Source organism: Rickettsia endosymbiont of Nabis limbatus (assembly GCF_965196655.1).
GTDB lineage: Bacteria > Pseudomonadota > Alphaproteobacteria > Rickettsiales > Rickettsiaceae > Rickettsia.
Window position 1 is genome coordinate 1,502,120 of record NZ_OZ239771.1, and the last position, 26,556, is coordinate 1,528,675.

Consider the following 26,556-nt stretch of genomic DNA (forward strand, 5'->3'; position numbering starts at 1 on the left):
GCTTTTTTAGGTATAATTAAACGTACGGAAAAATTACTGTAAACGAAATATTTCCGGTGGAAGCAGTCCGAAAAGAAGAACAAATTATAGGTGCTTTTACTAACGATAAAAAATCAATAGAAAATTTTTTAAACGAATTAGATTTTCATGGAACAAAACTTTATGCTTATGATCTTAGTGGTAAAAAAGTTGAAGAGGTAGGTGATTTTGCAAAAATAATATTAGATGATGGTGTTAAGTTTGATGAAACTATCCTCGAAAAAAATAAAAGTATTTGCTGTTAAAAAAAATAGTGAGTTATTAAAATCATTTTCTGCAGAAAAAGATAATAAGTTTTTAGATTTAAAAGGCAAACCAATATCAAACCAAAATCAGTTTAAACAAGAAAATAATAAAATTTATTATTTAGAAAGCACTAGAAATGAAAAGCAAGCTACTAAAAATACTTTAAAAAGCGATAAACGAACTGTAAAAATAGCAGAAAAAGTAGCAACTAAAACTTTTCATAAAAGCGAAAAGGTCGATACTTCAAAAGGTAAGAAAAGTCTTGATAAAAAACCAGCTAGAAGTGCTTTAAAAGGTAGTAGAGAAGTTGCAAAAAAAATAGGTGAAGAATTACGTAAAGAGCAAGAAAAGAATTTTGCAAGAATTAATAAAAAACCGAAAGCTGCTGTACTTAAAAAAGTAGAAAGTCCAAAAGTTCCTACAAGATAAATTTAATTTAAAGATAATTTTATGGCTGGATTATTTAAAAAGAACCCTAAACTAAAAGCTAATGCTACTGATCATATTAAAAAACATCATAATACTGAGCAAAGAGAAACTCATAGAGATGTGTATGTTGATACCAACAAAGGAATTGAAAATCTAAAAAACCAACCTATTAAAGGTATTTTGAAACCAAATGAACCGCTTCCGGATTATGATTCAGACGATTCAGGCTATGGTTCTGATAAATCTAATAAGAATAAAAGAGCTGAGCCAGTACCGGATTATGATTTAAATGAGGAAAAAAATAGAGCAAGGGATAATTGGAATAAGTTAATAGGTAAATTCAAGCGAGCTGTAGTACCTGAGCAATATGAATCTGGGAAATTAACTGAAGCAATTGCTGATAGTGTACAAGTTAAAGTAACTCAACAAGAAAATTATCTTAGAGAGATAGGGCAAGGTAAGCATGTGCATGGCTCAGCAGAATTTAATATGTTACGTATGGATTCAGAACAACTAAAAACCTGTAAATTATCATACGATAAATCTCATCAAGCTCTATTTGACCATACAGGAAAACCTGCTTCTACTATTGGCAAAGAAAGTAAAGGAGTACAAAATCTTCAAGCATTTGTAATGAGTAAAGAAGGAGAAATTTATATAGCTTCCCATAAAGGAGTATATGAAACTAATAAAAAAATTCCTACTCTTAGTCATGCTTCGTTTTTAGAAGGAAGACCGGCTGAAGCAGCTGGAATGATTTTAATAAAAAACGGGAAAATAGGATATATTAGCGATAATAGCGGTCATTATCAACCTGAGGAGATAGACATGTACCGTGGTATAAAAAAGATACAGGAAAAAATGCCTGGAGCTTTAGATAAAAATTGTTTAATTCATATTCATGGTAAAAAGCCTGAGCCTTTAAGGATTTTGTAGCAAAAATGGAAATAAAAGTGCGGGGAGCAGGTGGTAAAACTCATTATGAACTGTTACGTGAAGACCGAATAGCAAGAATTAAAGAATATCAAGCTAGGTTAGAAAATGTTTCTAAGAAAACTGCAATAGCACAAGCAACGAGAATAGGTAAAAATTTAAAGAATACATTACAACAAAGAGATCAAGATGATAAAAATGCTGCTAGAGATATAGCTGCAAATGCACGACGTGCAAAAAGGGCAAATTTTATTAGATAAAAATTTACACTTTATAAATGATAGAATTTGTTTATAATAGCTAATTAGTAATTAAGTTATTTAGAGTTCAATGAACAAATCTAAATTCATTTTTCTATCTGCTATTTCAGGAAATATACTTGAATATTATGACTTTACTGTATATTCAGTTTTCTCGCCAATTATAGGGCGAGTTTTCTTTCCTGGGGAGTCAGAATTTATCCAAATTATTTTAAGTCTTGCAGTATTTGCCGTTGGGTTTTTGACAAGACCTATTGGTGGCATATTATTTGGTTATATCGGTGATAGATATGGTAGGCGTATTGCCTTGATAATATCTATGCTTGGTATGACTATCCCGACCTTTATCATGGGCTTGATCCCTTCATATGCAGATATTGGAGTTTATGCACCTTTGACTCTAATCATAATGCGGCTTATTCAAGGGCTTTGTATTAGCGGCGAAGGAACAGGAGCTGCTATTTTCATTTTAGAGCATCGCCAAAATTTAAGACCAGGATTTACAGCAGGTTTAGTAAACGGCTCAAATATCGCCGGGACTTTAATCGCAACCTTTATCGGTATTATTATAGAGCGTTATTTTTCTCATATTGATTTTGCGTGGCGGCTTGCTTTCTTGCTTGGTGGATTTATGGGGCTTGTTGGTTTTTATTTGCGATTACGCGTTTCAGAGACTCCTATTTTTAAAATGCTTGAGAAGAAGAAAAAAGTTCTTAAAGCTCCTTTTTCTAATGTAGTTAAAACAGCTTGGAAATCTATGTTTTTAACTATATGCATGGGTGCTATAGCAAGTAGCATTATGTATTTAGTAAAAACGTATATAAACGTATTTTATTATAGTGTTATGCATCTTAGTAACACTACTGCTTTATTATATATGGCTTACGGCTCCTTTATTGCTATGATCACAATGCCTTTTGCTGGGGGTATTGCTGATATTATCGGAAAATTTAAAATGAGTATGCTTGCCGGAATTGCTAATTTATTACTAATTTTACCGACTATGCTGCTTATGTCTTCAGAAGAAACGTGGCAACAGATTACAGCACTTACTATTCTTGGCATGCTTGCAGGAAGTATAGCAGGTACGGCATATATATTCGTTATTTCTTTATTTACGGCAGAACAAAGATTTACCGGCGTTGCTTTTAGCTACAACTTTGCGATAGCAATATTTGGTGGTACGTCCCCGATTATTTCTCGTTGGCTTGTAGAGCATACAAAGTTATTTTATGCTCCAGCTTTCTATATCATGATTATTGCAGCTATATTTTTAATTATTATGTATATGATGAAAAGAGTAATTAAACAGTTGTTATATAGTTATGAACATAAAAAATAGAGAACTAACAAGTAGCTGGTTTACTAATTTACGTGATTTATTATGCACGGAATTTGAGAAAATCGAAGAAGAATATGCAAAGGCAAAGGGTTTAAAGGCTGGTAAGTTTGTCCGCTCAAGCTGGGAACGTGATGGCGGCGGTGGCGGTGTTATGTCTGTCATGAAAGGGGAAGTGTTTGAAAAAGTCGGCGTTAACATATCCACTGTATTTGGCGAGTTCTCACCAGCGTTTCGTGCCGAAATTCCAGGAGCGGAGTTAGATGGTAAGTTTTTTGCCACTGGCATTTCATTAGTTGCTCACCTTAAATCTCCTTTAATCCCCGCAATGCACTTCAATACCCGTTATATTGAAACCTCAAAAAATTGGTTTGGCGGCGGTGGTGATTTAACGCCTTTTTATCCAGAAGAAGACGAGACAGCAAAATTTCATGCAGCTTTCAAAGAAGCATGCGATAAATATGATTCTGGTTATTATTCTAAATTTAAAAAGCAATGTGATGAATATTTCTATTTGAAACATAGAAAAGAACCAAGAGGAGTTGGCGGAATATTTTACGATTATCTAAATAGCGGTGATTTTAAGCAAGATTTTTCTTTTACGCAAGATGTAGGCAAAGCGTTATTATCAGTATATCCTGAAATCGTTAGAAATAAACTATTTTTACCTTGGACGGATGAGCAGAAAGAATATCAGCTCATAAGACGAGGTAGGTACGTAGAATTTAATTTGCTATATGATAGAGGTACAAAGTTCGGCTTAATGACTGACGGTAACGTTGAGGCAATATTGATGTCTATGCCGCCAGAGGTGAAATGGATATAAGGAAAGTTTCGTATGCTGCGGAATTTTCCTTGACTATTTTTTAATTTCGTTTTATTCTGCTCTACTTAGAATATTATAATATCTTGATTAGGCGATAAGCTAATGGCAAAGAAAAATAAAAACATTTTGGTAAGGTTAGTAAGTACCGCAGGTACAGGCTTTTTTTTAGTGAAAAAGCGTAATCCAAAAACGCAAACCGAAAAGCTTTCTTTTCGTAAATACGATCCAAAAGTAAGAAAACATGTTCTTTTTAAAGAAGAAAAAATAAAATAATCGAAGTAATATATGGCAGTAAAAATTCGTTTAGCTAGAGGCGGTGCTAAAAAGCGTCCTTTTTACCGTGTAGTAGTAGCTAACGCAACCGCACCACGTGATGGTGATTTTTTAGAAAAAGTTGGAACTTATAATCCGATGCTTGCTAAAGATAGTAATGAGCGTGTAGTTCTAAAGGCGGATCGTGTAGAATATTGGCTTAAATCTGGTGCTAAACCAACAGATAGAGTTGCAAAATTTATCGAGCAAGCTGGTATAGCTCTTCCTGAGAAAATCAAAAAAGAGATGGAAGTTAAGCTAAAAAACCGTAAAGCTAAACCAAGCAAAAAAGAAGCTAAAGAAGTATAGTGTTATCTAGTTGCTTGACCAGTGATACCAAATCGTCATTGTAAGCGACTGCAAGGAGTGTGCGACAATCTAGAAAAAATAATAAAAAATGCTATAAGTTAGCGTTTTTTATACTTTCTTGCTTCGTCAAAACTTACAATTTTTTCCTCGCAATGACGTTTTCAGTTCAAGCAATAAATAAAAAATAAGCCGGATTAGCTCAGTGGTAGAGCAACCGCCTTGTAAGCGGTAGGTCATCAGTTCAAATCCGATATCCGGCACCACCTTTATAGGTGAGAAATTGTAAAAATATTAGATTGCCGAGTTGAGAATTTCCGGCGTTGTTACATGATTCCGATTTCATTCCCGCTTAAGGCTTCTTTGTGTGGATCGAAAGTCGTCATTGTGAGCAAATGAAATGAGCGTGACAATCCAGTAAATAAATCACGGGATGACAGGGATAGAATGATCCACGCGGGCAATGACATAACAGGATGACACTAATAATAATGGTTTTAGAGCCATAAAAACACTGTACAGAAACACATAAACCATATCCACCCATTTCAGCGCCCTTAGCTCAGCTGGATAGAGCAACGGATTTCTAATCCGTAGGTCAGAGGTTCGAATCCTTTAGGGCGCGCCACTCTTCAATTTTATAATCCTAAAATCGTTTTGTATGTAATATACCACATTTATATGTAATGGACCCTTCTTTAATTGGTAGCAAAGTTTTAGATACTTTTCCACAAATATTATCATATATAGCTTAATGCGATAAGGTAGTGACTTTTTTAAGAGCATAGTAAACCGCATCAAAAAAGTGCTCAAAATTAGAAACAGTTTTTCTTATTTCGTTCTTGATTTTAAACCAGTAATGCTCAATAGGATTTAAATCTTACTATTACCCACAAATTTTACCACTAACAATTGATAGCATCATTACGCTCTCTTGAAGGATTTCATATCCCCGCCATAAAGACATTGCTCCGGGCAACCCATCACTCTTTCTTGCCATAAAGCCTCCTAATTTACCAAGCAAAATAATAGCTTCTTTTATATTTGGAGGCTTGCCAGGAGTATTATTTGTTCTGTGCACGCGCATATAAAGCGTTTTCCATTCTTGGGTGGTAAGTATGCTATCGCAGCTCTCTTCAGGACAAGTTGAGGCTATTTTTGATAAATATAAAATTTTAAAAGCAATGAGGCTTTTTATGGCAATTAATTTTTGTAGCTTTGTTTCGGCAGATAAGCGAGAGGCTTCTATCTTGCATCCTGATTTCAGAACTCTAAAATATTCTTCTATTTTCCATCTTAGCTTATACCAAGTTATACGCTCAACAGCATCTTCAAAGCTACTCACGGGGATGTTGGTCAGTATAGTCCAATCGATTGCCTCTACTCCAACAGGGGCATTAATTTCTTTAGCGCTTACAACATAAACAGCTAATTTGTCACTGATTTTGTGATCAGTATTTTCAGGGCCATATAAAGATACAGACCTAATTGGTATGTGCCCATATGTGTATTTAATTTCAACATTTGCTTTTCTTGCTTTATGAAGTCCATTGCCTGGGATTTTCAGTCTAATCTCTTTCTTGGACTGTAGCTTACTTATTTTCGTTTGTATTTTTGTTTTACCATTTTCCGGGCAAATAAATTTCCTATCCTGTCTGTTGCGAATTACAAATTCTGCAGCTGATTCTTCAATTTTCCATAACAAATCAAAGATATCTGCTTCTCTATCTCCAACCGTAATAACTCTAGTATTTTCAGGAATATTGGCAATTGTTTCCTCAAACGCGTTAATCCATTTATAGCTTTCTTTATCTTTGATGTGAGTGATATACTTACGCCTTGCTTTTTCCTTCTGATCCTCTTCCCTTGCGATACGTGCCCAACATTGCTGAGAGGTAAGGCCTAAAGGCAGACCTCCTGGCGTCACTATAATAGTACTATGCATAATAAGACCCTGTTTGTGCTTTGTATAAGCTTTGGAGATACTGCCTAGCCCTTTTGTCTTAATATGAGTGTCATAATCCAGGTAAGTTGTATCCTGAATTGCAAACACTAAATTTTTGCCTTGGATTCTATTTTGTGTTTCCACATGATGCGAAGAATAGACTTCATCTATATCAAACTTATCATTGCTAAATAGTCTGTAAGCTCCCTTCGCATCTTTCCAGGATCTGCAACTTTGATTTATTGTGCCGGATGCTTTGCTATCAAGTAAGTTACTGGTTTTAATAAGCCGATTTATAAGTCTTTTATCTTTAAAGTCAACATGCCTGAGCTCATTCTCTAACCAACCAGTGCTTGATATATTTATCCCGTATGTTACTATATCTTGCATATCGCCTATCCTTCTTATTTAAAATGATCAGTGAATACTCTAGCAGCATTTTATAATTGTGGGTAATAGTAAGGATTTAAATCAGGAGAGTAAGTTGGTAAAAATAAAATACTGCAACCAAAAGATTCAATTAACGTTTTCACTTTTGTACTTTTATGAAAATTAATATTATCCATTACTACTATCTGACCAGGCTTTAACTCTTTGATCAATATCTCTTGTACATAAGTTTCAAAAATGTCCTTATTACATGTCCCATCAAATATTATTGGGGCAATAATATCTTTGGCAGACACCCCAGCAATCATACTAATCAGTGATTTATGTTGATAGACCCTTTCACCATAACATCTTTGACCGATAATGCTCCACCCGTGTTCTCTACAGCTATTATCTTCTATCCCAGATTCATCGATAAATACTAAATCTTGTTTGTCTATAGTTTTTAGTTTCAATATAAACTCATTCCTTAGACCAACATCTCTTTTGGGATGAAGAAAAGTTTTTTTTATAACTATAACCTAATTTATTAAGCAATCTTGATATCGTACTTGCAGATACTTTTTGACTCCAGTTGTTAGCTAGTTCCATGGTGGTTTTATCAAAATTTAATTCTATAAATTTTTTAAATCCCTCTATGTCTCTTATTATTCTACGATGTCCTGTATGATAACCACTTTTTGCTTTGATATCGCCGGTTTGTTTCTTTAATTTTTTCCATTCTATTATAGTCTTCCTACTAATAGAGTATATCTCAGAAGTCTCTTTTATTGTTTTACCATCTGTTAAACTTTTTATTACTCGTATTCTTAAATCGTATGAATATGCCCATAGTACCCTACAATTTTGTAGAGATATTGAAGAAAGGTTGATTTAAAGGGTAATAAAGTAGTATAAGGTGGATTTTTTGGAAAACAATGCACCAAATACTACTTCGAGAATTAATTTTATATATAGATGGAAATAAATCAAGATTAAAATGTTTGTCTGGAATGATAATCAGTCTAATGACTGGAAGTTCTATTTATCAAAAAGGTTTAGCCCTTGGTATTGTAGGTGATGCTAAAATATCATCAAAAACCCATAGGATTTATCGTTTTTTGAAAGAATTTACTTTTGATTATATGAAAGTTGCATCATTGATATTAAGCTTTTTTTGTATAGAAAATTATGTTGTAGCAATAGATCGAACAAACTGGAAATTTGGGAAATCAGATATTAATATTTTATTTTTAGTAAACAAAACTTACGCTATGAGTGGAAGAGTGATAAATTATTGTAAGAATAATTAAACATGTCAAAGAGGAACAGATTGCAAGCAATACCAATTAATAGAACAGATTACTGTCAATTTTTAACAATTAGCCAAAAGAATTATAGTTTAACCTACTACGCTGAACATGCCAAGAAATGTAGCCATGATGTTATTAATAGATTTTTAGAAAATGAAAAATATACTCCTTCTTTGTTATGGGAACACATTAAGAATGATGTTATCTTTTCATCTAACGGATATACAATATTTGATGATACGGTGTTAAACAAAAGGAACACAAAGAAAATAGAGGTTGCTAGATCGCAGTATAGTGGAGCTACAGGTGGAGTTACTACCGGTATAGGAGTAGTGAGTCTTGTATATTATAACCCCGATATTGATAAGTTTTGGGTAATAGATTATCGCATTTTTTCATCTGATCATGATGGAGCGACGAAACTAGATCACCTACTAAAGATGTTCAATAATGCTGTTTATAGTAAAAAGATTCCTTTTCAAACTGTACTTTTTGACACATGGTATGCTACACACAAAATTATGCAACATGTTGACTCCTTGGGCAAATATTATTATGCCCCTATTAAAGCCAATAGAAATGTTAGTAAAACGTGTGATTACGAGCCTTATAAAGCTGTTAGCAAGTTGACGTTTTCAGATGAAGAAATTAAGAATGGAATGGAGATTCATATAAAAGGATTTGCCAAAAATAAGCATGTTAATTTGTTTAAATTTACTGTTTCTACCAACAGAGTTGATTATGTTGTTACCAATAATAAAACTCAAAAATCTTCTAAAGCTGCACAAGATGAGTTTGGCTTGCGATGGGTAATTGAGAGCATGCATAGAAAAATTAAGCAACTGACTGGTATAGAACGTTGCCAATGCAGAAAACAGCGTATCCAACGTAATCACATTAGTTGTGCATTTCTAGTTTGGGCTTTTCTCAAAAGAACTGCAAATAAAATAGGTAAAACGGTCTACCAAATAAAGTTAGGGCTTTTAGATGACTATATGCAACAACAGCTTCGTTCTCCATCTTTACGATATTTAGAACCAAACATAGCGTAAGTTTTGATTTATCCCTTGAATATCTTTATTACTTCATTTGCTTTTCTTCCTACATTCGCAATTGTTTTATATAATTATTATATGTTATAATAAACTTATTTAACCGCATAGCGAAAATCTAGGGAGCTTGCTCCCTAGATGGATAGCGTTATAATATAAGCGTTGGCATATTATAATTTAGTAGAATGGAATTGAGGCGTAATAGTCATCATGTTTTTAGAATAATGTATCACTTTGTGTGGATACCAAAATATCGTCATAAAGTGTTTATTGAACCTTATAGAGAAAGCTTAAGGTTAATAATAAAGAAGATTGGTTACGATTATAATATAGAAATAGTGGAGTTAGAGATACCTACTGATCATATTCATATGGTAGTAAAATCTGAGCCAAAAGTTTCTCCGTCGTATATTATGCAAATAATAAAAAGCATATCTGCAAGAAATTTTTTCAAGCTTTATCCAAAAATAAAGCGTAAATATTTTTGGGGTGGTAAACTTTGGACGCAAAGTTTTTTTGTAGAAACTGTAGGTAACGTTAATGATGAGGTAATTCGTGAATATGTACGAAATCAAATAAACGCAATGGATAAAATTGAAAAAGAAACAAAGCAGTTTAACCTGTTTTGAAACTCGGTCGCTTGCGGCCGAGTTCTTCATCTTAAATATGTAAAAATACAATAGTTTTTCAAGTTTAAGTTATAGTTATATTTTTGGTGCAAATGATACTCCTCGCAGCAGAGCTACGAGGTATCTATCCAAAAAGGTTTAACTGTTTTTGTTGAAATGCTTTATAAGAAGGTTTGCCTGAACCTTGATTTTTTACATAATTACGTAATTTCCGCTCATCACCATGTTTACCTACTGTGCTCATAAAATATCCTTTACTCCAAAACTCACTTCCCCATAATTTTTCTTTAAGATTTGGATATTTCTTAAACATTTCCTTAGATGTAATACTTTTTATGATTTGAGTTATTTTTGTTGGGCTATACATTAGTATTGACTGTAGTAAAAAATGTACATGTTCTTTATCTACTCCTATTTCCAAAAATCTAATTTCATAACGAGCTTCTATGTCCTCACAAATTTTACATAAATAATCGTCTAGTTCCTCTTTGAATATTACTCTTCTATACTTTGCCGGTGTTACTAAATGATATATTAGTACTGTGACATTATCACTTTTATGTATATAACTGCTTTCTTCCATGCATCTAGTATATCACGAAGCAGACCTTCGGGGAATTAAACCCTAAGAGATTAATAGAACTAGTAGAACAAAATGAATATGAAATAAAACTAGTCCAATATTATGAGCAGATAGATAGTTATAAAAATTTTGATGATATAACAAAAAATACAGAAATACCAGGAACTCAACCTACTATGTCTGTGCCAGGCTATAAAGCATTAATACAACTATATATGGCTTCACACGATGGTGATCATAAAGAATTAGAAAATTTTAGTGATAGTTTAGAAAAAATCTCTACATATTTATTTAACGACAATCATGATAAATTTATAGAACAAGTATTTAATGATTTAGAGAGAAGAATAAATCTTTTATATTTTATAATAATCTTAATAATTCGCATGCAAATTTTATAAAATATTCTAAAGAAAATAATCAATATTACAGGATATTTTATAATGTAGGTAGTGGTGATATCGAAAGTAAAAATCAATCAATACAAAAATTTGTCTCAGGAGCAGGAGTTTTATTTCAAACAAAAAAAATATTGGTTGGAGGAAAGTCTGAAATTCAAAAGAAAATAAAACAAGATATAGTTAATAGTGCTAAAGGAGTAAATAATGAGCCTGATGAGTTACTAAAAAATCAACCTTTTGAGGTTTCAGATATACAAGTAAAAGAACAGCGATATAATAATTGTAGTACAAGAGCCCTACGTGAGACTTTACGAGATAATATTTCAACAAAAGAATTTAGGGAATTTTATGAATTTATTTCAAACAATTCTTATTCCGATATGCTAAAAACAGCAGGAATTGAAAAATTAATAAAACAAGAGGATATAAAAGATTTTGAACCAGCTTTGGAAAAATACATTCAGCTTCAGAAAAAAAAGTTTGATATGACTCAAACTAATTTGAAAAAAGAAGAAGATAATAAACTGACTCAAAAGTTTAACGATCTTAAAGTTGAGTATGCAGAAGTCGTTAAAAAAATTAAAGAGCTAAGAGCTCAGCTTCCGGAATCTCAAGATAAAATAAATACTCGAAAAAAAATTAAAGAATTATTAAGTCAGCAAGGAAAATTATTAGATCAACAAACTAAAATAGTTGACCAGCAAGAACAAGAAAAACTTCTACAGAATCCTACTAATACTAGCCTTAATGGGGTCGTTGAAAGATAATTTTTGATAGTAAAATAAGAGGAAAGGAGGTAATAAATATTTTAAAAAAGAAATTCTGTTTAATATAGAGATAAATGTTATTCAATAGTGTAGTAATTTAATAGAGATTTGTTTACAGAGTTAGAATTTTTATTAATAAATTTCTTTAAGCCATTAAAGTTGTTAAAACCACTAATCGTTTTAAATTAAAACATATGGCATTCATAAATTCGGAGAATTGATTTTTGGCAATTCCTATATATCTAACCCGCTTATTATCTTTTGAAAATACCATCTCGAAAGGTGCTCTGATTTTCGTATAATATTTATCAAGGTCAAAATTCTTATCTTTCATATTATTTTTCTTTATTGCACAAAGATGGACTCCCTTTTTAGCTGCTGCATTCTTGGTAGAGATTGTACAATAACCTTTATCAACATATGTAGCACCAGAACTTGGCATAACATGCTTAAAACCTTTGCTATCGGTAACATTTGCAGGGGTAACTGCAACCTTATTGATCATGCCTGATTGAATATCAACACTCACATGTTTTTTATAACCATACCAAAATTTATTCCCTCCCTTACAGCCAATTTTGGCTTGTTTATCCTTTGCAACCTTAGGCAAAGTCTCATTATTCAATTTATCATATTTTTGTGCTCTTAGTTTATCACGTTCCTCCCAGAGATTAGCTTTTGAGATTAAATGAGAAGCATCTACAAAGGTAAATACTTCACCCATATAGCCTTGTACTCGTAGTTGATCGCGGAATTTTGTAAATATTTTTGATAGTAAATTAGTACCTATTTTTTTACGTATTTTACTAAATACACTATAATCAGGTGTCTTTTCTGTAAGAGCAAAATTACAAAACCATTTCGCCGCTGTGCTATCAGCTAAATAACGTTCTAATTCCCGATCAGATAAGTCTTCCATAAATTGTAGCAGCAAACATTTAAACAGCCTCTCTATACCATATCCTTTATAATTAGCTTCGCATTCTAATGCTAATAACTCAGCTTCAACTGCTTTGAATTTGAATAAACTTTTGAATTTACGATATTGATGATCCGCATTTACTAACTCATCTAAACTTACCATTAGCATTTGATACTCTGACATATAAACATATTTTTTATTTTTTTATTATACCTGCTACCCTCTCATCTCGCAACAGTCCCTTAATATGAAAAATCATATTTCTAATTTTAGAGATCAAGGCTTTAATATTTTGACGAAACAACAATTATTAAATGAAACAGCAAACCAATATTCAGAAGAGTTAGGTAAAGAAAGAAGCCAAAACTTATGGCTTAAGCTTTTTAAAGAAAGCTTAAATGATATTGATTTACCTTTAACTAAAGAACTAATAGAACCGGTCAAAAGACATTTTTCAAATTGTCTTGATAAAAGCAGTGATGATAATGAAATATTTAATAAATGGAAAAAGAAGTGTATAGAAGATTTTAGGATAGATCCAATAATCAAGGCACCTATTATAAAGTTGATGATTGAGAATAAAGAAGATTTACCAAAATCAATCAAACATTATGCCAAAAGCGATAATGCAGAAATAAAAAATTTAAAAGTAAATGACATATATAAAAACCTTTTAAAAGAAAATATAGCTCAAAGAGATATTAAAGCAGCTCATCGTCAACAAGAGATGGAAGAAGCTAAAAGACCTCATGAAAAAGCTTATAAAAGATATATTGAAGCAGAAGCTTCTAAAAAAACTCTCGACGATATTAAAAAAACACTAGACTCTCATTTTACAAAAAAACAGTCTAGTCCTAATATAGGACCAAATTTAAAAAAACAAGAAAGTAACAAATCTAATACACGCTAGTTATATTACATAAACGTTTATCATCATCTAATAATTCTAGATTTACCTCCATTAAAGGCATAGGTAGGAGGTGTTTAATAATTTCAGACCATTCTATTAATGTTAAATTACCACCTAATGCCTCTTCAAGTCCTAATTCATAAATTTCTTCAGGCGATTTTAGACGATAAAGATCATAATGATAGATAGTAAAATGAGGGGCTTTATATGTTTGTAATAAGTTAAAGGTTGGGCTTATAATTGAGGTATTGTCACCACAGAAATGTTTAATAATTTCACGACAAAAAAATGTTTTGCCTACTCCAAGATCACCATTTAATAATACAATATTATTAGGTTTTAAGGTTGCAGCAAAAGCCCTAGCAAAATTTTTTGTTTCTTCTTCACTATTTAATATGGTTTGATTATTTAACATTTTGAGACTATAAGCTCGATTTATCTGACTTTGTGCTAGATCCAGTTTCCAAACCATAAGTATGACAATGGATTATAAAAATGACATTACCAATTTTTCAATCTCTATCCGAGCATATCACAGATACTTTAAGACCCAGAAGCCAAACAAAGCGGTTACAGTATGCTGAAATTTGACATACCAAATCTTGAAGTATTAAATTATCTCTAGGAAATAAAGATTTTAGACGGAGTTTTATTTGAAAAAGAGCATGGAGTCTATAAGCCGAGGAGCGGAGCGTACAAAAGTACGTGAGCATCTGAGGATTACAAAGACGACATAGCCAATTTTCCAAATAAAACGAGTATACTATGCTACGAGCTTTTCGCGTAATACTTCTACTAACTTATTAATAGCTTCAGCTGAATCTATGTTTTCAAGGATAGCAAGTTCACCTGCAAGTCTATTTAGAGCTGCTTCATAAAGAGTTCTTTCACTGTAAGAGCGATCATTATCAACATTTTTGTGTAAGTCACGTAATACCTCAGCAACTGCTACAATATTACCTGAGTTAATCTTTCCTTCATATTCTTGAGCTCTTCTGCTCCACATTCTATTACCCTGTTTCGGCTTACCTTGAAGTGTGGAATATATTAAATCTAGATCTTTTTTGCTTGCAACTGCTCTAAGCCCTACAACTGTAGCTCTACTAACTGGTACTTTTAGAGTCATTTTATCTTGAGGAAAAGAGATTACATATACCTTTATCTCAGTACCTGCGATAGTATGGTTCTCTATATTTGTAATTTCACCTACTCCGTGTGCAGGATAAACAATTCTTTGTCCTATTTTAAACTCAGATTTTTGTTGTTCTGTTTTATCTTCGGATTGTGCTATATTTGCCATTATTAATTCCTCCGTGGTAATTCTTAGTGCTTAAGAATACAATGTTAGACTATTATCCTGACTAGCATAGCACATTTTGCACAAATGATAAAGCAGATAATTTTATATGACAAATTTATTTACTGTTGAAATAAAGTAAATAAAACCTTATTGTATTGTTAAATCAATATTATAAAGGGTTAAATTATGCGAAATAGTTTTATTACGTTAATATTTCTATTGCTTTTGAGTGGTTGCTCAGAAGAGAAAGTAGTAGAGCAAGAACTATCTGAATCTACAACTCCGGCTCAAGCTTCAACTTCAGATGAAAACAATAGTCAAACCACCGAAATAACAACTCCAGCTGTAATAACTCCGGTTGTGAAAGAACAAATAGAGCAAAAGCCTGAAGTAAAAACTTTTAAGGTTACTTTTAAAATTGATGAAAATGACATGGTTCTTGGGAATAAAGACTCTAAAATAGTTGTAGTGGAATATTTCTCTCCTACTTGCCCACATTGTGCTTATTATCACTCTACAATTTTTCCTGAACTCAAACAAAAATATATAGACACTAATAAAATAGCATATGTTACTAGAGAATTTATTGCTACTAAACAAGATTTAGATGCTTCTATTTTAGCACGTTGCAAAGGTGACTTAAATAGCTTTATGCTATTTCATGATATTATGTTAAAGCAACAAGATAAATGGTCAGTTAGCAATAAATATAGAGAGTTATTAACTGATATAGGTCAGCTTGGTGGCGTTACTCCAGAAGAGTACAAAAAATGTTTGAGCGATGATAGAATTACTGAAACCTTAATTGCTAACACTAATTTTATAACAAAAGCACCAAAATTTATAGGCACTCCTTCTTTCTTTGTTAACGGAGTACAAACTGATAATTATAGTATAAATAGTATTTCAGCAGCAATAGATAAAGCCATAGAAGAATCAAAAAATAAAATAGATTTATAGTGAATAATGATAAATTAAAAGATATTAAAACAAGAATTAATGAGTTAAAAACTGATAAAACCTCTAATTCTAACTTGCAACAGGAAATAAGTCCGTTTACTATAGCTATAGACTTAGTTTCCGGAACAATGATAGGGTTTGTTATTGGTTTATTAACTGATAGATTCTTCCATTCTAAACCTTTATTTATTATTATATTTACTATAATCGGAATTATAGCAGGATTTAATATAGTCAGGCAAAGACTAATCAGTAAGAAATAACAAAATGCTTCATAATCCTTTAGTACAATTTGATATAAAAAAACTAATAGAAATCAGAGTTATGGATTTCGATATCAGCTTTACTAATTCAGCTGCCTATATGCTACTTGCTAGTGTTTTAGCTTCAACTTATTTTTACTTAGCTTTTTCAAACTCTAAGTTAGTTCCATCAAGATTACAAATAAGTGGTGAAATAATCTATAATCTTGTAACTGATATGCTAAATCAGAATGTAGGCAGCAAAGGACGCAAATTTATTCCTATAATTTTTATGCTATTTGTTTTTATTTTATTTTGTAATTTATTTGGCATGATACCTTATGGGTTTACTGTTACCAGCCATATCATTATTACTTTTGCTTTAGCAATTCTAGTATTTTTAATGGTGACTATAGTTGGCTTTGTAAAGCACGGCATGCATTTTCTTTCTCTTTTCTTGCCTCATGGTACGCCTTTATGGCTTGCTCCACTAATGATCATAATTGAATTATTTACATATCTAGCAAGACCGGCTAGTTTATCCCTAAGGCTTGCGGCAAATATGATGGCAGGTCATATTTTATTAAAAGTAATTGCTAGCTTTGTTGTAACATTGATGATTTACTTGAAATTTCTACCAATACCTCTTATGGTTATATTAATTGGGTTTGAAATTTTTGTTGCAATTCTTCAGGCTTATATTTTTACTATTTTATCTTGTGTATATCTTAATGATGCAGTTAATTTACACTAGAATTTTTTAATTAATTAATTGAGTTTTTTTATGGATATGGTTTCTTTAAAGTTCATCGGTGTTGGTTGTATGGCTATCGGAATGCTTGGTGCAGCTTTAGGCGTCAGTAATATATTTAGTTCACTACTTAGTTCAATAGCTAGAAATCCTTCAGCTACCGAACAGCTTCAGAGAATGGCACTTATTGGTGCAGGTCTTGCTGAAGCAATGGGGCTTTTTTCTTTTGTAATTGCAATGCTACTTATTTTTTCCTAAAATTTGCTTTTAAATAATATGCCTCAATTTGATATTAATACATATTATTCACAAATTTTTTGGCTAATAGTTACTTTTAGCTTATTATATATTTTTGTCTACAAATTTATAGTTCCTAAAATTGAAAGAGTTTTAAATAATAGACAATCCAATATTCAAGATAATATTGCAAAAGCCGATGAATTAGCTTTAGAAATCGAAAAGTTAAATAAATACTACAATGAAGAAATAACAAGAATAAGTACTGAAATAGATAGGTTAAAAAAAGAAAAAATAGATTCTTTAGAAGCAGAATTTTTGATTAAAAAAAGTAATTTAGAACAAAACCTAAAAAAGCTAATAAATCAAAATATTAAAGATATAAAATTAGTTGCAGAAAAGTTTAGAACTAGTAACGTAGATGCAACTATAACTCTTGCTGCTAGTATTATCGAAAAAATCACTGGCAATAAAGCAGATATAAACTTACTAAAAAATATAAAATACAATAATAATGCATTTTCTAGACGAAAGCTTTTGGCTTGCTATTAGTTTTATAATTTTTGTGTGCTTAATTTATAGACCAGCAAAAAAAGCAATTTTAAAATCTTTAGATACGAAAATTTTAGAAGTACAAGAGAGAGTTCTAAAAGCTAAAAAACTAAAAGATGATGCAAAATTATTATTTGAACAAACTGAAGAGCAAATAAAAAATTTAGAAGCTTTGCAACTTCAAATGACAAAAGAAAATAACGAAATCACAGAAAAAATAGTTCAAGAAAAAACTAAAGAAATTGAAGAATTTTTAGAGCATAAGAAAATTGAAACTATTAAATTAATTGAAAGTCAAAAATTATTAGCAAGTAAAGAATTACAAGATGAATTTTCTGATGAAGTTGTTAAACTCGTTTTAGAATATTTTCACTCAACCAAAAATAATAATCTCTCAGAAACTGACATAGCTAAGAATTTAATGGATAAAGTATAATTATTAGTATTACTCACAATGACGATTTGAAGCCGCTTAACATACTTATAATAATAAAATTGTCCGGTATCATAGTTAGGTACCGGAGTACTTATAAAACTTTGTGCCAATTTTTCAATTAAACAGGTATATCACTGCCTAATTAGTCTTTTAGAACTCGGTAGAGTATAGTTTGAATCAGTTGTACGATAAGGGCAAATATCTACTCCACCTCGTCTTGTATATATTATATAGATAGAAAGAAATTCTGGATTTATAGCATTTTTGATATCAGTAAAAATACGCTCTGCACATTGTTCGGCAAATTCATTACAATTTCTAAAAGATACCAAATATTTTAAAAGTGCATCGTGTTTTAACTTTTTTCCTTTATATTTTATTATTATTGTTCCCCAATCCGGTTGCCCCGTTACTAAACAGTTTGATTTTAGTAAATTAGAGTTAAGTTCCTCTTCTACAATAGCATTCTCGCATTTGACTAAGCTATTATCAGGTAAATCAGGTCTATCACACTCTATATCTAAATCATCAATATTGACACCGCTTGGGCTACCAAATTCTATCTTTGTATTTATAGGAAATATTTCTCCTGTCACTTCGGCATGTGTAGACTTACTTAAATCCTGCAAAATAATTCTTTTTAACTCATCGATGGAATCAACAACGAAATTATTAAAAGAATTAAGATATAATTTTACTGATTTAGATTCTACGATATGAGAAGAAGTTGTTGGCACAAAAAAGGTAAAGATCGCAACGCACGGCTTACCTTTTTTATCAAGCCAAGATAGCTCATAAGCATTCCAAATATCTACACCATAAAATGGAAGCTTATCATTAACAAAGCCTAATTCTTTACGATTATCTATGCGTGGGATTTTAAATAATAAAGTTGGATCGTAAGTATCTTTATAAGTACTTTTTTTTCCAAGAGCGGAATTAGATAATGTCATAATATATTAGAGTAAATGAAAAGTTTTTTTGTCATTGCGAGGAGATGCGTAGCATTGATACGGCAATCTCAGGAATTTTATACCACTTCATGAGATTACTACGCAGCCTACAGTTGCTCGCAATGACGATTCAGTATTCACGCAACAACACCTATTTCTAAATGAAAATACATTATGCTCCTTGGGCTAAAGCTTCCTTATGTCCATTCTCATCATACTCTTTTAACATATAACCACGTCCCCAAACTGTATCTATATAGTCTTTACCACCAGCAGCATCGCTTAATTTCTTACGCAATTTACAGATAAATACATCGATAATCTTCATTTCAGGCTCATCAAGACTACTATATAAATGATTTAAGAACATCTCTTTAGTTAAAATTGTCCCTCTACGCAATATTAATAGCTCTAAAATAGCATATTCTTTATTGGTTAAATGTACTTTTTTATCATCAATTTCAACGCTTCTAGTATCTAAATTTACACTGACTTTATCAAATCTAAATACTGATGCAGCATGCCCTTTAGAACGTCTAACTATAGCTTTAATTCTAGCGATTAGTTCTTCCCTAACAAATGGTTTGGTTAAATAGTCATCAGCCCCTGAAGAAAACCCAGTAATTTTTTGATCTGTATCAGTTAAGCTAGATAAGATTAAGATAGGGGTTTTTATCTTTGCTGCACGCAATCTTAGTAATATTTCGAAACCATTAATATCAGGTAACATTAAATCTAAAATCATTAGATCATATCGACCAAGTTTACCTAGCCTTAAACCTTCTAAACCAACCGAAACTTTATCGCAAACTATTCCTTCTGAAGCTAAAGTCAGCTCAATTAGATTAGCCATTTCTGGTTCATCTTCAATTAATAAAACTCTCATTTTATTTTCTCCTAAAATTCAATTTTTATGTTCGTGCTATAATTTAATTACAGTTAATTATTGTTAAATAAATTATAATTTTTTATTAGTGCTTTATACATTTATTAGCAACGTAAGTAAAGAATTTTTAATTATATTGATAAAATTTTTACTATTAAAGTATATCTGTGATTTAAAAATTATGCCAATTAATTAAGTAAAAGGTAAGATTTCATAATAATTAAGCGGTTTTTAGTTCTGATGCTCAGACATTTTCTTATGATATAAAGCTCCAAAATCTATCGGATCAATCATTAAAGGTTGAAATCCCGCATCTTGGGTACAACTTGCTATAATTTTTCTAGCGAATGGAAATATCATTGCCGGACAATGGACTGATAGCAAAATTTGATGCTGATCAGAAGTAATATTAATTAGGTTAAATACACCTGCATATTTTAGCTCTACTTGAAATAGTTTATATTTCTCGTTTCTTGCTACTGCTTCAATATTTAATTCAACTTCATAAAAATTTTCTTCTGATAGGTTAGTGATATTTATATCAAGAGACAAATCAATTTGAGGTCTATGTTCTAAAGCTGCCAAGGAAGATGGAGCATCAGGATTCTCAAGAGAGAGGTCTTTTATATATTGTGCATTAACAGAAATATGAGGCATCGCCTCGCTTGCATCGGTATTTATTGTACTCATAAAATCCTTTATTAAGAAAAATTGTTATTAAATATATTATAAAAAATTATACTTTATGTTATCTTAAAGTAAAAATTAACATGCTTTTATATAAAATAATTTGCATGTATCTTGCAACAAAAAAAAGTGTAGAAGTCAAGATTTGATCTTACAGGCACTATAAAAATTATATCTGAATATCTGATAAATTATGACTGTCAGATGAGTATTCAAGATATAAGATTTCATTGTTCTTTTCAATAGCTAATTTCTTACTATCCTTAAAAGTTTGCATAGGCGTTTTACCATAACAATATTTTCCTGAATGTGGTCGCTCATTATTGAAATGCTCTAACCAAATATCAAGATCTAATTGTAAATCATCAAGATCAGTGTAGATCTTTTTCCGCATAGCTGTATCAAAGAATTCTTGTTTCATAGTTTTATTAAAACGTTCACACATACCATTTGTTTGAGGAGAATATGCTTTAGTAATAGTATGTTCTATACCTTCGATACTTAGAAATAATTCAAAAGCATGATGCTCTATATTTCCCTTATATTCTGACCCGCGATCTGTCAGAATACGAAGTATTGGTATGCCTTGAGTTTCATACCATGGTAACACGCGGTCATTAAGCATATCAGCAGCAGTTAAAGCTGTTTTATCAGTATATAGTTTAGCATCAGCTACTCTGCTATAGCTATCAATAAATACCTGAGAATAAACCTTACCTATACCCTTAAAATTTCCTACATAATATGTATCTTGGCATCCTAGATAACCTGAATGCTGTGTCTCAATCTCGCCATGGGCTTCTTTTTCGCTACGTCGTTTCTCTAGTACTTGTAACTGAGATTCAGTAAGTACAATACCATCCTGAGCCATCCTTGCTTCTAATGCTTTAAGCCTTTTATTGATATTGTTTAAATCATTACGTAACCAAATTGATCTCACTCCTCCAGGTGATACAAGTATACCGCTCTTCTTAAGCTCATTTGATACTCGAATCTGTCCATATGCTGGATATTCTATTGCCATATCCATTACTGCCTTCTCTATCGCTGGATCAACTCTATTCGCTATTATTGGCTTCTTCCGGCTAATCTCATACAACGCTTCTTCACCACCAGTTTCATACAGTTCTTTAAATCTGTAATAACTATCTCTGCTATAGCCCATCGCTTTACATGCTGATGATATGCTACCAAGACTCTTAGCGAGTTCTAGCAAAACTTACGCTATGAGTGGAAGAGTGATAAATTATTGTAAGAATAATTAAACATGTAAAAGAGGAACAGATTGCAAGCAATACCAATTAATAGAACAGATTACTGTCAATTTTTAACAATTAGCCAAAAGAATTATAGTTTAACCTACTACGCTGAACATGCCAAGAAATGTAGCCATGATGTTATTAATAGATTTTTAGAAAATGAAAAATATACTCCTTCTTTGTTATGGGAACACATTAAGAATGATGTTATCTTTTCATCTAACGGATATACAATGGGGTCGTTGAAAGATAATTTTTGATAGTAAAATAAGAGGAAAGGAGGTAATAAACGCGAGTTTCGTATTCAAAAAGTCGCTGTATAGCTGATAAACAGTGGGTTACGGGGATATTGATAATACTGTTTTTGTTATAAAGTCAGGAGTTTCGCACTTAGGAAAATTGCATATCAGTTAGAAGCCATCTAATGTTATTCTGAATTGATGTTTTTATAACTTCCCAAGTTTGTTGATATAAAGTAATTTTTTCATTTATCCTCCTTTTGTTCATATCAAGCCATGCCAATACAGCAAGGCAAATATGATTTCTTTGAGCTCGACCCGTGCGTGCCTGACAGCTTTCAATACCACAAGTTTGTTTTAATTCTCGATGATAAACTTCTATAGACCAACGTGCCTTAACAATTTTCTCTATTTGCTCACGTGTAGGGTTTTCTAAATTAGTTGTTATGTAATCAATGCGACCATTTTTTGCCACAAACTTAAATACCGTTACCCAACCGTATCCACGTAGATGAATTTTTAGCCCTTCATCGGGAATCTCCAAAGTGTCCAAGCTAACATTACGATTAACTTTTCTATTTCTTCTTAGGTTAGTAACCCATATCCAACCTAAATTACGTATATGTTTTAAATTATCCAAACCACTATACCAAGCATCCATGACTATGGCATCAGGATTGATACCTCTTTCTTTAGCTAAAGTAAGCATATCACAAAAATGCTCGTTCTTTGTTTTGCCATCAGTTTCTTTATCATATATTCTATAATCTACAGGAGTAGATTGATCAATTTGAGTATTGTAATGCAGTAAGTTTACCATTCCTATACCAGGTATAACATCATGTACAGCCCCAGAATATTGATACTTTACAAGCTCGATCCTCTTACTGTATTGCTTTGACAATAAGGTGTCATCTCCTACTAATAAACAAGGCTCCTCTAGATCAAGATATTTTGACACTTTGCTATAGATTTCGCTAGGGCGAAAATCTTTACTCTTTAACCATCGACTTGCACTATCGTGCGATAGATCTACTGGGCTTACTTCAGATAATGCTTTGCCAGTATATCTTACACTACTTGCTTGTAAAAACGATTGATATAAATCTTTGCTACATTTTGATCTTGTCATTTTTATCTAAAACTATTTTTCTCTAGATTACCATATTCTTTGCTAAGAGCCTATCTTGAAAGACGAATATGCTCATTAAATAGTACTGCAACATATTACTTTAGCACTGTTTGATGTATCAAAAAATTTACAATTTTTAGCAAAATTACTGCTTTTTTATACAAATTGTAAACTGCTTGCTATGAATTAGTGTATTGTTTTTGTTCTCAATACACTTTCAAGACAGGCTCTAAGTGTGAAACTCCTGAAAGTGAGTACAAAATACAAATTGCTAATTAAAATATGGTATTTATAGTATAAGAAAAAAGTTTATAGGTTATTGAAAAAACTTTAAGAGCAATAACCTATGATAATGGATTTTACAGAAATATTTTGTTACGTCGATGATTTTTTTCAAGAATTAGACAAGCATACAAATTCAATTACTAACCATAACAAACGCGAGTTTCGAATTAATATAGCATAGGATTTAGCATATCAAGAGAGATGTAATAGAAGGTTTATTATCAGACATTTGATAATTTATCAGTGCTGCAACCATATGCACAAAGGCATTTGTAACTGATCTATGCCTTGAATGCTCAAACTTCCCCAATAGTTTAATTTTACTAAACACAGATTCTATTAATGCTCTTTTAAGCAATAATATTTTATCCAACATAGACATAAGTTTATTTTTCATATTTTTCTTTACCCTAGTTACCATAAAAATTCCTTGCTCTAAAAGTTGTTGAAATAATTGTTGTGAAATATAACCACGATCTCCGAATACTTTACCAAAAAGATTTTTGATCATCAGTTCCAGCTGTTTTCTATCATCCTTATTGCCAGGGCTAAAAGATGCTTTAACTATACCACCGGCTCTATTAATTATTAGATGTAGTTTAAGTCCATAGAACCAACCTTTTGTTGTCTTACTGCGTGCTGCTATGCCGGCGAACACTTTATTCATTGAAATACGGTATCTCTTACATACCTCTATACTACTTGAATCTACAAAAGAAAGGCCATCACACTGATCCAAAATAGAATTGAATATCAGTACTAATAGTGGTAAATGTGGACCTATTATTTTTATAAATTGACTATAGCTTACTAATTGAAAATCTCTTTGATGATAAATCCATATTTGCTTCAGATAATAATTCTTAAAACAATCATAAGATGACTGCCAGTAGCCTATTATAATTGTTATTACCTCACTTCTGTTAAGTCGACTTTTAGGACCAGATTTGTTGTTATGGTTAGTAATTGAATTTGTATGCTTGTCTAATTCTTGAAAAAAATCATCGACGTAACAAAATATTTCTGTAAAATCCATTATCATAGGTTATTGCTCTTAAAGTTTTTTCAATAACCTATAAACTTTTTTCTTATACTATAAATACCATATTTTAATTAGCAATTTGTATTTTGTACTCACTTTATAACAAAAACAGTATTATCAATATCCCCGTAACCCACTGTTTATCAGCTATACAGCGACTTTTTGAATACGAAACTCGCGTTAAAAAGTATTACATCTAAGGAAATGTTTAAGAAATATCCAAATCTTAAAGAAAAATTATGGGGAAGTGAGTTTTGGAGTAAAGGATATTTTATGAGCACAGTATGTAAACATGGTGATGAGCGGAAATTACGTAATTATGTAAAAAATCAAGGTTCAGGCAAACCTTCTTATAAAGCATTTCAACAAAAACAGTTAAAACTTTTTGGATAGATACCTCGTAGCTCTGCTGCGAGGAGTATCATTACAATTCTAGATTATCAGTTTTACAAAAACTATTGCATATTTTGGCTCTATAGTTTATTTTGATTAGCAAACTAATATGCTGAATTATTTATAAATAACGGATTATTACAAATGGCAACTACCATATTAAAAAATGAAGGGCTAGATTTTCATATTAAAATTTCAACTCCTTTAAGTGAAATTGATAATGATGTTCAAAAAGAGTTACTTGATTTAATAAAAAACAAAAAAGTTAAAATTCCAGGTTTTAGAGTTGGTAAAGTACCTATTGCAATTGTTGAGAAAAAATATGGTGCTTCTGTCAGAAATGATATAATAGAAAAAAGAATTAATGATTCAGTAAATCATGTTATTAAGGAACATAATTTAAATATCGTCGGTAGACCAAAAATTGATGATTTACAAAATGAACCTAATAAGCCTTTAGAATTTACAATAAAAATGGAATTTTTACCTAAAATTGATATTCCAGATTTAAAGAAAATATCTATAAACCGTCCGAAATTAGAAGTGAGTCCTGATGACGTTGAAGAGCAGCTTAAAAAGCTTGCAGAAATGATGAAAAATTATACCAAAGAAAGCAAAGCAAAAGCTAAAGATGGTGATCAAATTACCATGGATGCAATTGGGTATGTTAAAGATGAAGCTTTTGAAGGTGGAAAACTTACTGATTTTAAAGTAGTTATAGGTAGTAATGCACTTATCCCTGGTTTTGAGAAGCAATTAATAGGTTCTAAAGCTGGTAGTGAAGTAGAAGTTAATGTAACTTTCCCTGAAAATTACCATGCTAAAGATTTAGCTGGCAAGGATGCTCGTTTTGTAGTTCAGGTTAAAGCTGTTCATACTGCAGAACCTACAGCCATTGATGATGAGTTTGCTAAAAAACTCCAAAGCAATAGCCTTGAAGAGCTACGCACTCACTTTACCAAAAAAATAGAAAATGAGTCGGAAGAAGCTATCTCTACTATCATGAAAATGAATTTATTTGATCAGCTAGAAAAGTTGTTAGATTTTGACGTGCCTGAATCTTTATTAGAGCAAGAAAAAAATATCTTAAAATCTGAAACTGATAAAAGCGAGCAAGATGATTCTGTATTTAAAGATAAATCACCGGAACAAGTGAAAGAATATTACGCTAAATTAGCATTACGTCGTGTTAGAATTGGGCTAATGCTTGCAGAATATGCAAAAGATAAAAATTTACAATTAGAGCCTGATGATCTTCGCAGAATTATTATGCAGCAAGCACGTAGCTTTCCTGGTCAAGAAAATATGTTGTTTGATTTTTATAAAAATAACCCTAGAGCTGTTGAGCAGCTTAAAGGACCTGCGTTGGAAGAAAAAGCTGTACAACATATTTTTGATAATGCAGTAAAGCTCAAAGAAAAAAAATACAACAGAAAAGAATTAGAAAAATTATTAGAAGCAGAAGAGCAACGCATTACTGAAATGCAATAGTTCTACTTACTTCCTGTCATAGCATCAATTTGGCAACCCAAAAATTTTGGGTTGCTCCACTCTTTCATAATGACGATATAACATAAGCCTTACAAACTTATTTACATAAACAAGTAATCTATGTTTCAAT

General features: G+C 31.5%; 35 protein-coding genes, 2 tRNA genes and 1 pseudogene. 25 read left to right on the forward strand and 13 right to left on the reverse strand.

Going from position 1 to position 26,556, the window contains the following annotated elements; translation table 11 throughout:
* Positions 1-56 precede the first annotated feature (56 nt).
* The 10 genes from ACOAL3_RS08700 to ACOAL3_RS08745 all read left to right on the forward strand — a co-directional run bounded on the left by ACOAL3_RS08700 (position 57) and on the right by ACOAL3_RS08745 (position 5,318).
* Positions 57-284 (forward strand): hypothetical protein, encoded by a 228-nt coding sequence (locus tag ACOAL3_RS08700; protein WP_419234849.1) that lies wholly within the window; start codon positions 57-59, stop codon positions 282-284.
* Positions 241-714 carry a hypothetical protein gene (locus ACOAL3_RS08705; RefSeq protein ID WP_419234850.1) on the forward strand — a complete coding sequence of 158 codons (474 nt, stop codon included), beginning with the start codon at positions 241-243 and terminating at the stop codon, positions 712-714. Before ACOAL3_RS08700 ends, ACOAL3_RS08705 begins: the two co-directional genes overlap by 44 nt.
* Before the next feature lie 21 nt (positions 715-735).
* Entirely contained in the window at positions 736-1,650 is a 915-nt protein-coding gene (locus ACOAL3_RS08710) for an IQM protein middle domain-containing protein (protein WP_419234851.1), read from the forward strand.
* 5 nt (positions 1,651-1,655) lie between these two features.
* Complete coding sequence (locus ACOAL3_RS08715; protein ID WP_395476975.1) at positions 1,656-1,907, forward strand: hypothetical protein; 252 nt, start codon at positions 1,656-1,658, stop codon at positions 1,905-1,907.
* Positions 1,908-1,977: 70 nt separating this feature from the next.
* Positions 1,978-3,249 (forward strand): MFS transporter, encoded by a 1,272-nt coding sequence (locus tag ACOAL3_RS08720; protein WP_419234852.1) that lies wholly within the window; start codon positions 1,978-1,980, stop codon positions 3,247-3,249.
* Entirely contained in the window at positions 3,233-4,072 is an 840-nt protein-coding gene (gene hemF / locus ACOAL3_RS08725; RefSeq protein WP_419234853.1) for an oxygen-dependent coproporphyrinogen oxidase, read from the forward strand. Before ACOAL3_RS08720 ends, hemF begins: the two co-directional genes overlap by 17 nt.
* Positions 4,073-4,174: 102 nt before the next feature.
* A complete protein-coding gene (gene rpmG, locus ACOAL3_RS08730; RefSeq protein ID WP_011478029.1) occupies positions 4,175-4,345 on the forward strand; it encodes a 50S ribosomal protein L33 in 171 nt (56 codons plus the stop codon).
* Between the two features lie 12 nt (positions 4,346-4,357).
* Entirely contained in the window at positions 4,358-4,693 is a 336-nt protein-coding gene (rpsP, locus tag ACOAL3_RS08735) for a 30S ribosomal protein S16 (RefSeq protein WP_419234854.1), read from the forward strand.
* Positions 4,694-4,881: 188 nt separating this feature from the next.
* Positions 4,882-4,956: transfer RNA gene (locus tag ACOAL3_RS08740), tRNA-Thr, on the forward strand.
* Positions 4,957-5,241: 285 nt separating this feature from the next.
* Positions 5,242-5,318, forward strand: a tRNA-Arg gene (locus tag ACOAL3_RS08745).
* Positions 5,319-5,576: 258 nt separating this feature from the next.
* Here the strand turns inward: ACOAL3_RS08745 and ACOAL3_RS08750 are convergent.
* Genes ACOAL3_RS08750 through ACOAL3_RS08760 form a run of 3 tightly spaced genes read right to left on the reverse strand, consistent with a single transcriptional unit; the run spans position 5,577 to position 7,898 of the window.
* Complete coding sequence (locus tag ACOAL3_RS08750; protein WP_419234585.1) at positions 5,577-7,025, reverse strand: IS4 family transposase; 1,449 nt, start codon at positions 7,023-7,025, stop codon at positions 5,577-5,579.
* A gap of 50 nt (positions 7,026-7,075) precedes the next feature.
* Positions 7,076-7,480 (reverse strand): IS630 family transposase, encoded by a 405-nt coding sequence (locus tag ACOAL3_RS08755; RefSeq protein ID WP_419234855.1) that lies wholly within the window; start codon positions 7,478-7,480, stop codon positions 7,076-7,078.
* Positions 7,481-7,487: 7 nt separating this feature from the next.
* Positions 7,488-7,898: a helix-turn-helix domain-containing protein gene (locus ACOAL3_RS08760; protein ID WP_419235634.1), complete on the reverse strand. Its 411-nt coding sequence runs from the start codon at positions 7,896-7,898 to the stop codon at positions 7,488-7,490.
* Positions 7,899-8,032: 134 nt separating this feature from the next.
* Here ACOAL3_RS08760 and ACOAL3_RS08765 point away from each other — a divergent pair, with 134 nt between their 5' ends.
* The 3 genes from ACOAL3_RS08765 to tnpA (ACOAL3_RS08775) all read left to right on the forward strand — a co-directional run bounded on the left by ACOAL3_RS08765 (position 8,033) and on the right by tnpA (ACOAL3_RS08775) (position 9,998).
* Positions 8,033-8,317, forward strand: coding sequence for a hypothetical protein (locus ACOAL3_RS08765; RefSeq protein WP_419234856.1), 285 nt, complete (start codon positions 8,033-8,035; stop codon positions 8,315-8,317).
* A gap of 20 nt (positions 8,318-8,337) precedes the next feature.
* On the forward strand, positions 8,338-9,369 hold the full coding sequence (locus ACOAL3_RS08770; protein ID WP_473198143.1) for an IS701 family transposase: 1,032 nt from the start codon (positions 8,338-8,340) through the stop codon (positions 9,367-9,369).
* A gap of 224 nt (positions 9,370-9,593) precedes the next feature.
* Entirely contained in the window at positions 9,594-9,998 is a 405-nt protein-coding gene (gene tnpA / locus ACOAL3_RS08775; RefSeq protein ID WP_419234538.1) for an IS200/IS605 family transposase, read from the forward strand.
* A 124-nt stretch (positions 9,999-10,122) separates the two neighbouring features.
* Here tnpA (ACOAL3_RS08775) and tnpA (ACOAL3_RS08780) read toward each other — a convergent pair whose 3' ends face one another.
* Entirely contained in the window at positions 10,123-10,581 is a 459-nt protein-coding gene (tnpA, locus tag ACOAL3_RS08780) for an IS200/IS605 family transposase (RefSeq protein WP_419234857.1), read from the reverse strand.
* A gap of 215 nt (positions 10,582-10,796) precedes the next feature.
* Here tnpA (ACOAL3_RS08780) and ACOAL3_RS08785 point away from each other — a divergent pair, with 215 nt between their 5' ends.
* Complete coding sequence (locus ACOAL3_RS08785; RefSeq protein ID WP_419234858.1) at positions 10,797-10,982, forward strand: hypothetical protein; 186 nt, start codon at positions 10,797-10,799, stop codon at positions 10,980-10,982.
* Between the two features lie 131 nt (positions 10,983-11,113).
* Positions 11,114-11,749, forward strand: coding sequence for a hypothetical protein (locus ACOAL3_RS08790; RefSeq protein ID WP_419234859.1), 636 nt, complete (start codon positions 11,114-11,116; stop codon positions 11,747-11,749).
* A 145-nt stretch (positions 11,750-11,894) separates the two neighbouring features.
* On the opposite strand, the gene ACOAL3_RS08795 is transcribed toward ACOAL3_RS08790, so the two are convergent.
* Positions 11,895-12,854, reverse strand: coding sequence for a transposase (locus ACOAL3_RS08795; protein WP_419234543.1), 960 nt, complete (start codon positions 12,852-12,854; stop codon positions 11,895-11,897).
* A 64-nt stretch (positions 12,855-12,918) separates the two neighbouring features.
* Here ACOAL3_RS08795 and ACOAL3_RS08800 point away from each other — a divergent pair, with 64 nt between their 5' ends.
* Complete coding sequence (locus ACOAL3_RS08800; RefSeq protein ID WP_419234860.1) at positions 12,919-13,581, forward strand: hypothetical protein; 663 nt, start codon at positions 12,919-12,921, stop codon at positions 13,579-13,581.
* Here ACOAL3_RS08800 and tsaE read toward each other — a convergent pair.
* Both tsaE and ACOAL3_RS08810 read right to left on the reverse strand, forming a co-directional pair.
* Positions 13,568-13,996 carry a tRNA (adenosine(37)-N6)-threonylcarbamoyltransferase complex ATPase subunit type 1 TsaE gene (tsaE, locus tag ACOAL3_RS08805; protein WP_395476754.1) on the reverse strand — a complete coding sequence of 143 codons (429 nt, stop codon included), beginning with the start codon at positions 13,994-13,996 and terminating at the stop codon, positions 13,568-13,570. The two genes, ACOAL3_RS08800 and tsaE, sit on opposite strands and share 14 nt — an antisense overlap.
* A 348-nt stretch (positions 13,997-14,344) precedes the next feature.
* On the reverse strand, positions 14,345-14,881 hold the full coding sequence (locus tag ACOAL3_RS08810) for a CarD family transcriptional regulator (RefSeq protein WP_419234861.1): 537 nt from the start codon (positions 14,879-14,881) through the stop codon (positions 14,345-14,347).
* Positions 14,882-15,067: 186 nt separating this feature from the next.
* Here ACOAL3_RS08810 and ACOAL3_RS08815 point away from each other — a divergent pair, with 186 nt between their 5' ends.
* From ACOAL3_RS08815 to ACOAL3_RS08840, 6 genes are read left to right on the forward strand one after another with little or no spacing between them, the layout of a single operon-like run.
* Complete coding sequence (locus ACOAL3_RS08815; RefSeq protein WP_395476756.1) at positions 15,068-15,841, forward strand: DsbA family protein; 774 nt, start codon at positions 15,068-15,070, stop codon at positions 15,839-15,841.
* A complete protein-coding gene (locus ACOAL3_RS08820) occupies positions 15,841-16,104 on the forward strand; it encodes an AtpZ/AtpI family protein (RefSeq protein WP_419234862.1) in 264 nt (87 codons plus the stop codon). The genes ACOAL3_RS08815 and ACOAL3_RS08820 overlap by 1 nt, the downstream gene beginning before the upstream one ends.
* Before the next feature lie 4 nt (positions 16,105-16,108).
* Positions 16,109-16,837: a F0F1 ATP synthase subunit A gene (locus ACOAL3_RS08825; protein ID WP_419234863.1), complete on the forward strand. Its 729-nt coding sequence runs from the start codon at positions 16,109-16,111 to the stop codon at positions 16,835-16,837.
* Positions 16,838-16,867: 30 nt separating this feature from the next.
* Entirely contained in the window at positions 16,868-17,092 is a 225-nt protein-coding gene (locus ACOAL3_RS08830; RefSeq protein WP_395476759.1) for a F0F1 ATP synthase subunit C, read from the forward strand.
* Between the two features lie 18 nt (positions 17,093-17,110).
* Positions 17,111-17,623, forward strand: coding sequence for a F0F1 ATP synthase subunit B family protein (locus ACOAL3_RS08835; protein ID WP_395476760.1), 513 nt, complete (start codon positions 17,111-17,113; stop codon positions 17,621-17,623).
* On the forward strand, positions 17,586-18,059 hold the full coding sequence (locus ACOAL3_RS08840) for a F0F1 ATP synthase subunit B (RefSeq protein ID WP_419234864.1): 474 nt from the start codon (positions 17,586-17,588) through the stop codon (positions 18,057-18,059). The genes ACOAL3_RS08835 and ACOAL3_RS08840 overlap by 38 nt, the downstream gene beginning before the upstream one ends.
* Positions 18,060-18,190: 131 nt before the next feature.
* Here ACOAL3_RS08840 and queF read toward each other — a convergent pair whose 3' ends face one another.
* From queF to ACOAL3_RS08860, 4 genes are all read right to left on the reverse strand, one after another.
* Positions 18,191-19,012 carry an NADPH-dependent 7-cyano-7-deazaguanine reductase QueF gene (queF, locus tag ACOAL3_RS08845; RefSeq protein ID WP_419234865.1) on the reverse strand — a complete coding sequence of 274 codons (822 nt, stop codon included), beginning with the start codon at positions 19,010-19,012 and terminating at the stop codon, positions 18,191-18,193.
* A gap of 172 nt (positions 19,013-19,184) precedes the next feature.
* A complete protein-coding gene (ctrA, locus tag ACOAL3_RS08850) occupies positions 19,185-19,898 on the reverse strand; it encodes a response regulator transcription factor CtrA (RefSeq protein WP_419234866.1) in 714 nt (237 codons plus the stop codon).
* 231 nt (positions 19,899-20,129) lie between these two features.
* The gene (gene secB, locus ACOAL3_RS08855) at positions 20,130-20,588 is read right to left on the reverse strand and encodes a protein-export chaperone SecB (protein WP_419234867.1); all 459 of its coding nucleotides are present in this window, start codon (positions 20,586-20,588) and stop codon (positions 20,130-20,132) included.
* A gap of 166 nt (positions 20,589-20,754) precedes the next feature.
* Positions 20,755-21,801 carry an IS481 family transposase gene (locus tag ACOAL3_RS08860; protein ID WP_419234868.1) on the reverse strand — a complete coding sequence of 349 codons (1,047 nt, stop codon included), beginning with the start codon at positions 21,799-21,801 and terminating at the stop codon, positions 20,755-20,757.
* 69 nt (positions 21,802-21,870) lie between these two features.
* Between ACOAL3_RS08860 and ACOAL3_RS08865 the strand changes: the two are divergent.
* Positions 21,871-22,080, forward strand: a pseudogene (locus ACOAL3_RS08865) (IS701 family transposase); the annotation flags it as partial.
* A 154-nt stretch (positions 22,081-22,234) separates the two neighbouring features.
* Here ACOAL3_RS08865 and ACOAL3_RS08870 read toward each other — a convergent pair.
* On the reverse strand, positions 22,235-23,215 hold the full coding sequence (locus ACOAL3_RS08870; RefSeq protein ID WP_419234551.1) for an IS701 family transposase: 981 nt from the start codon (positions 23,213-23,215) through the stop codon (positions 22,235-22,237).
* A 469-nt stretch (positions 23,216-23,684) separates the two neighbouring features.
* A complete protein-coding gene (locus ACOAL3_RS08875) occupies positions 23,685-24,542 on the reverse strand; it encodes an IS982 family transposase (RefSeq protein ID WP_419234519.1) in 858 nt (285 codons plus the stop codon).
* 162 nt (positions 24,543-24,704) lie between these two features.
* Here ACOAL3_RS08875 and ACOAL3_RS08880 point away from each other — a divergent pair, with 162 nt between their 5' ends.
* Together ACOAL3_RS08880 and tig are read left to right on the forward strand one after the other, a co-directional pair.
* The gene (locus ACOAL3_RS08880; protein WP_419234870.1) at positions 24,705-24,935 is read left to right on the forward strand and encodes a transposase; all 231 of its coding nucleotides are present in this window, start codon (positions 24,705-24,707) and stop codon (positions 24,933-24,935) included.
* A gap of 144 nt (positions 24,936-25,079) precedes the next feature.
* Complete coding sequence (gene tig / locus ACOAL3_RS08885; RefSeq protein ID WP_395476843.1) at positions 25,080-26,426, forward strand: trigger factor; 1,347 nt, start codon at positions 25,080-25,082, stop codon at positions 26,424-26,426.
* Positions 26,427-26,556 lie beyond the last annotated feature (130 nt).

Coding starts and splice junctions, on each gene's coding strand:
- ACOAL3_RS08870 (WP_419234551.1), bottom strand. CDS start 23,215: ATGACAAGATCAAAATGTAGCAAAGATTTATATCAATCGTTTTTACAA.
- tsaE (WP_395476754.1), bottom strand. CDS start 13,996: ATGTTAAATAATCAAACCATATTAAATAGTGAAGAAGAAACAAAAAAT.
- ACOAL3_RS08720 (WP_419234852.1), top strand. CDS start 1,978: ATGAACAAATCTAAATTCATTTTTCTATCTGCTATTTCAGGAAATATA.
- rpmG (WP_011478029.1), top strand. CDS start 4,175: ATGGCAAAGAAAAATAAAAACATTTTGGTAAGGTTAGTAAGTACCGCA.
- ACOAL3_RS08750 (WP_419234585.1), bottom strand. CDS start 7,025: ATGCAAGATATAGTAACATACGGGATAAATATATCAAGCACTGGTTGG.
- ACOAL3_RS08815 (WP_395476756.1), top strand. CDS start 15,068: ATGCGAAATAGTTTTATTACGTTAATATTTCTATTGCTTTTGAGTGGT.
- ACOAL3_RS08830 (WP_395476759.1), top strand. CDS start 16,868: ATGGATATGGTTTCTTTAAAGTTCATCGGTGTTGGTTGTATGGCTATC.
- tnpA (WP_419234857.1), bottom strand. CDS start 10,581: ATGGAAGAAAGCAGTTATATACATAAAAGTGATAATGTCACAGTACTA.
- ACOAL3_RS08835 (WP_395476760.1), top strand. CDS start 17,111: ATGCCTCAATTTGATATTAATACATATTATTCACAAATTTTTTGGCTA.
- ACOAL3_RS08875 (WP_419234519.1), bottom strand. CDS start 24,542: ATGATAATGGATTTTACAGAAATATTTTGTTACGTCGATGATTTTTTT.
- ACOAL3_RS08795 (WP_419234543.1), bottom strand. CDS start 12,854: ATGTCAGAGTATCAAATGCTAATGGTAAGTTTAGATGAGTTAGTAAAT.
- hemF (WP_419234853.1), top strand. CDS start 3,233: ATGAACATAAAAAATAGAGAACTAACAAGTAGCTGGTTTACTAATTTA.
- ACOAL3_RS08765 (WP_419234856.1), top strand. CDS start 8,033: ATGACTGGAAGTTCTATTTATCAAAAAGGTTTAGCCCTTGGTATTGTA.
- ACOAL3_RS08715 (WP_395476975.1), top strand. CDS start 1,656: ATGGAAATAAAAGTGCGGGGAGCAGGTGGTAAAACTCATTATGAACTG.
- secB (WP_419234867.1), bottom strand. CDS start 20,588: ATGAGTACAATAAATACCGATGCAAGCGAGGCGATGCCTCATATTTCT.
- ACOAL3_RS08800 (WP_419234860.1), top strand. CDS start 12,919: ATGAAAAATCATATTTCTAATTTTAGAGATCAAGGCTTTAATATTTTG.
- tig (WP_395476843.1), top strand. CDS start 25,080: ATGGCAACTACCATATTAAAAAATGAAGGGCTAGATTTTCATATTAAA.
- ACOAL3_RS08810 (WP_419234861.1), bottom strand. CDS start 14,881: ATGGCAAATATAGCACAATCCGAAGATAAAACAGAACAACAAAAATCT.
- tnpA (WP_419234538.1), top strand. CDS start 9,594: ATGTATCACTTTGTGTGGATACCAAAATATCGTCATAAAGTGTTTATT.
- ctrA (WP_419234866.1), bottom strand. CDS start 19,898: ATGAGAGTTTTATTAATTGAAGATGAACCAGAAATGGCTAATCTAATT.
- queF (WP_419234865.1), bottom strand. CDS start 19,012: ATGACATTATCTAATTCCGCTCTTGGAAAAAAAAGTACTTATAAAGAT.
- ACOAL3_RS08710 (WP_419234851.1), top strand. CDS start 736: ATGGCTGGATTATTTAAAAAGAACCCTAAACTAAAAGCTAATGCTACT.
- ACOAL3_RS08825 (WP_419234863.1), top strand. CDS start 16,109: ATGCTTCATAATCCTTTAGTACAATTTGATATAAAAAAACTAATAGAA.
- ACOAL3_RS08785 (WP_419234858.1), top strand. CDS start 10,797: ATGGCTTCACACGATGGTGATCATAAAGAATTAGAAAATTTTAGTGAT.
- ACOAL3_RS08840 (WP_419234864.1), top strand. CDS start 17,586: ATGCATTTTCTAGACGAAAGCTTTTGGCTTGCTATTAGTTTTATAATT.
- rpsP (WP_419234854.1), top strand. CDS start 4,358: ATGGCAGTAAAAATTCGTTTAGCTAGAGGCGGTGCTAAAAAGCGTCCT.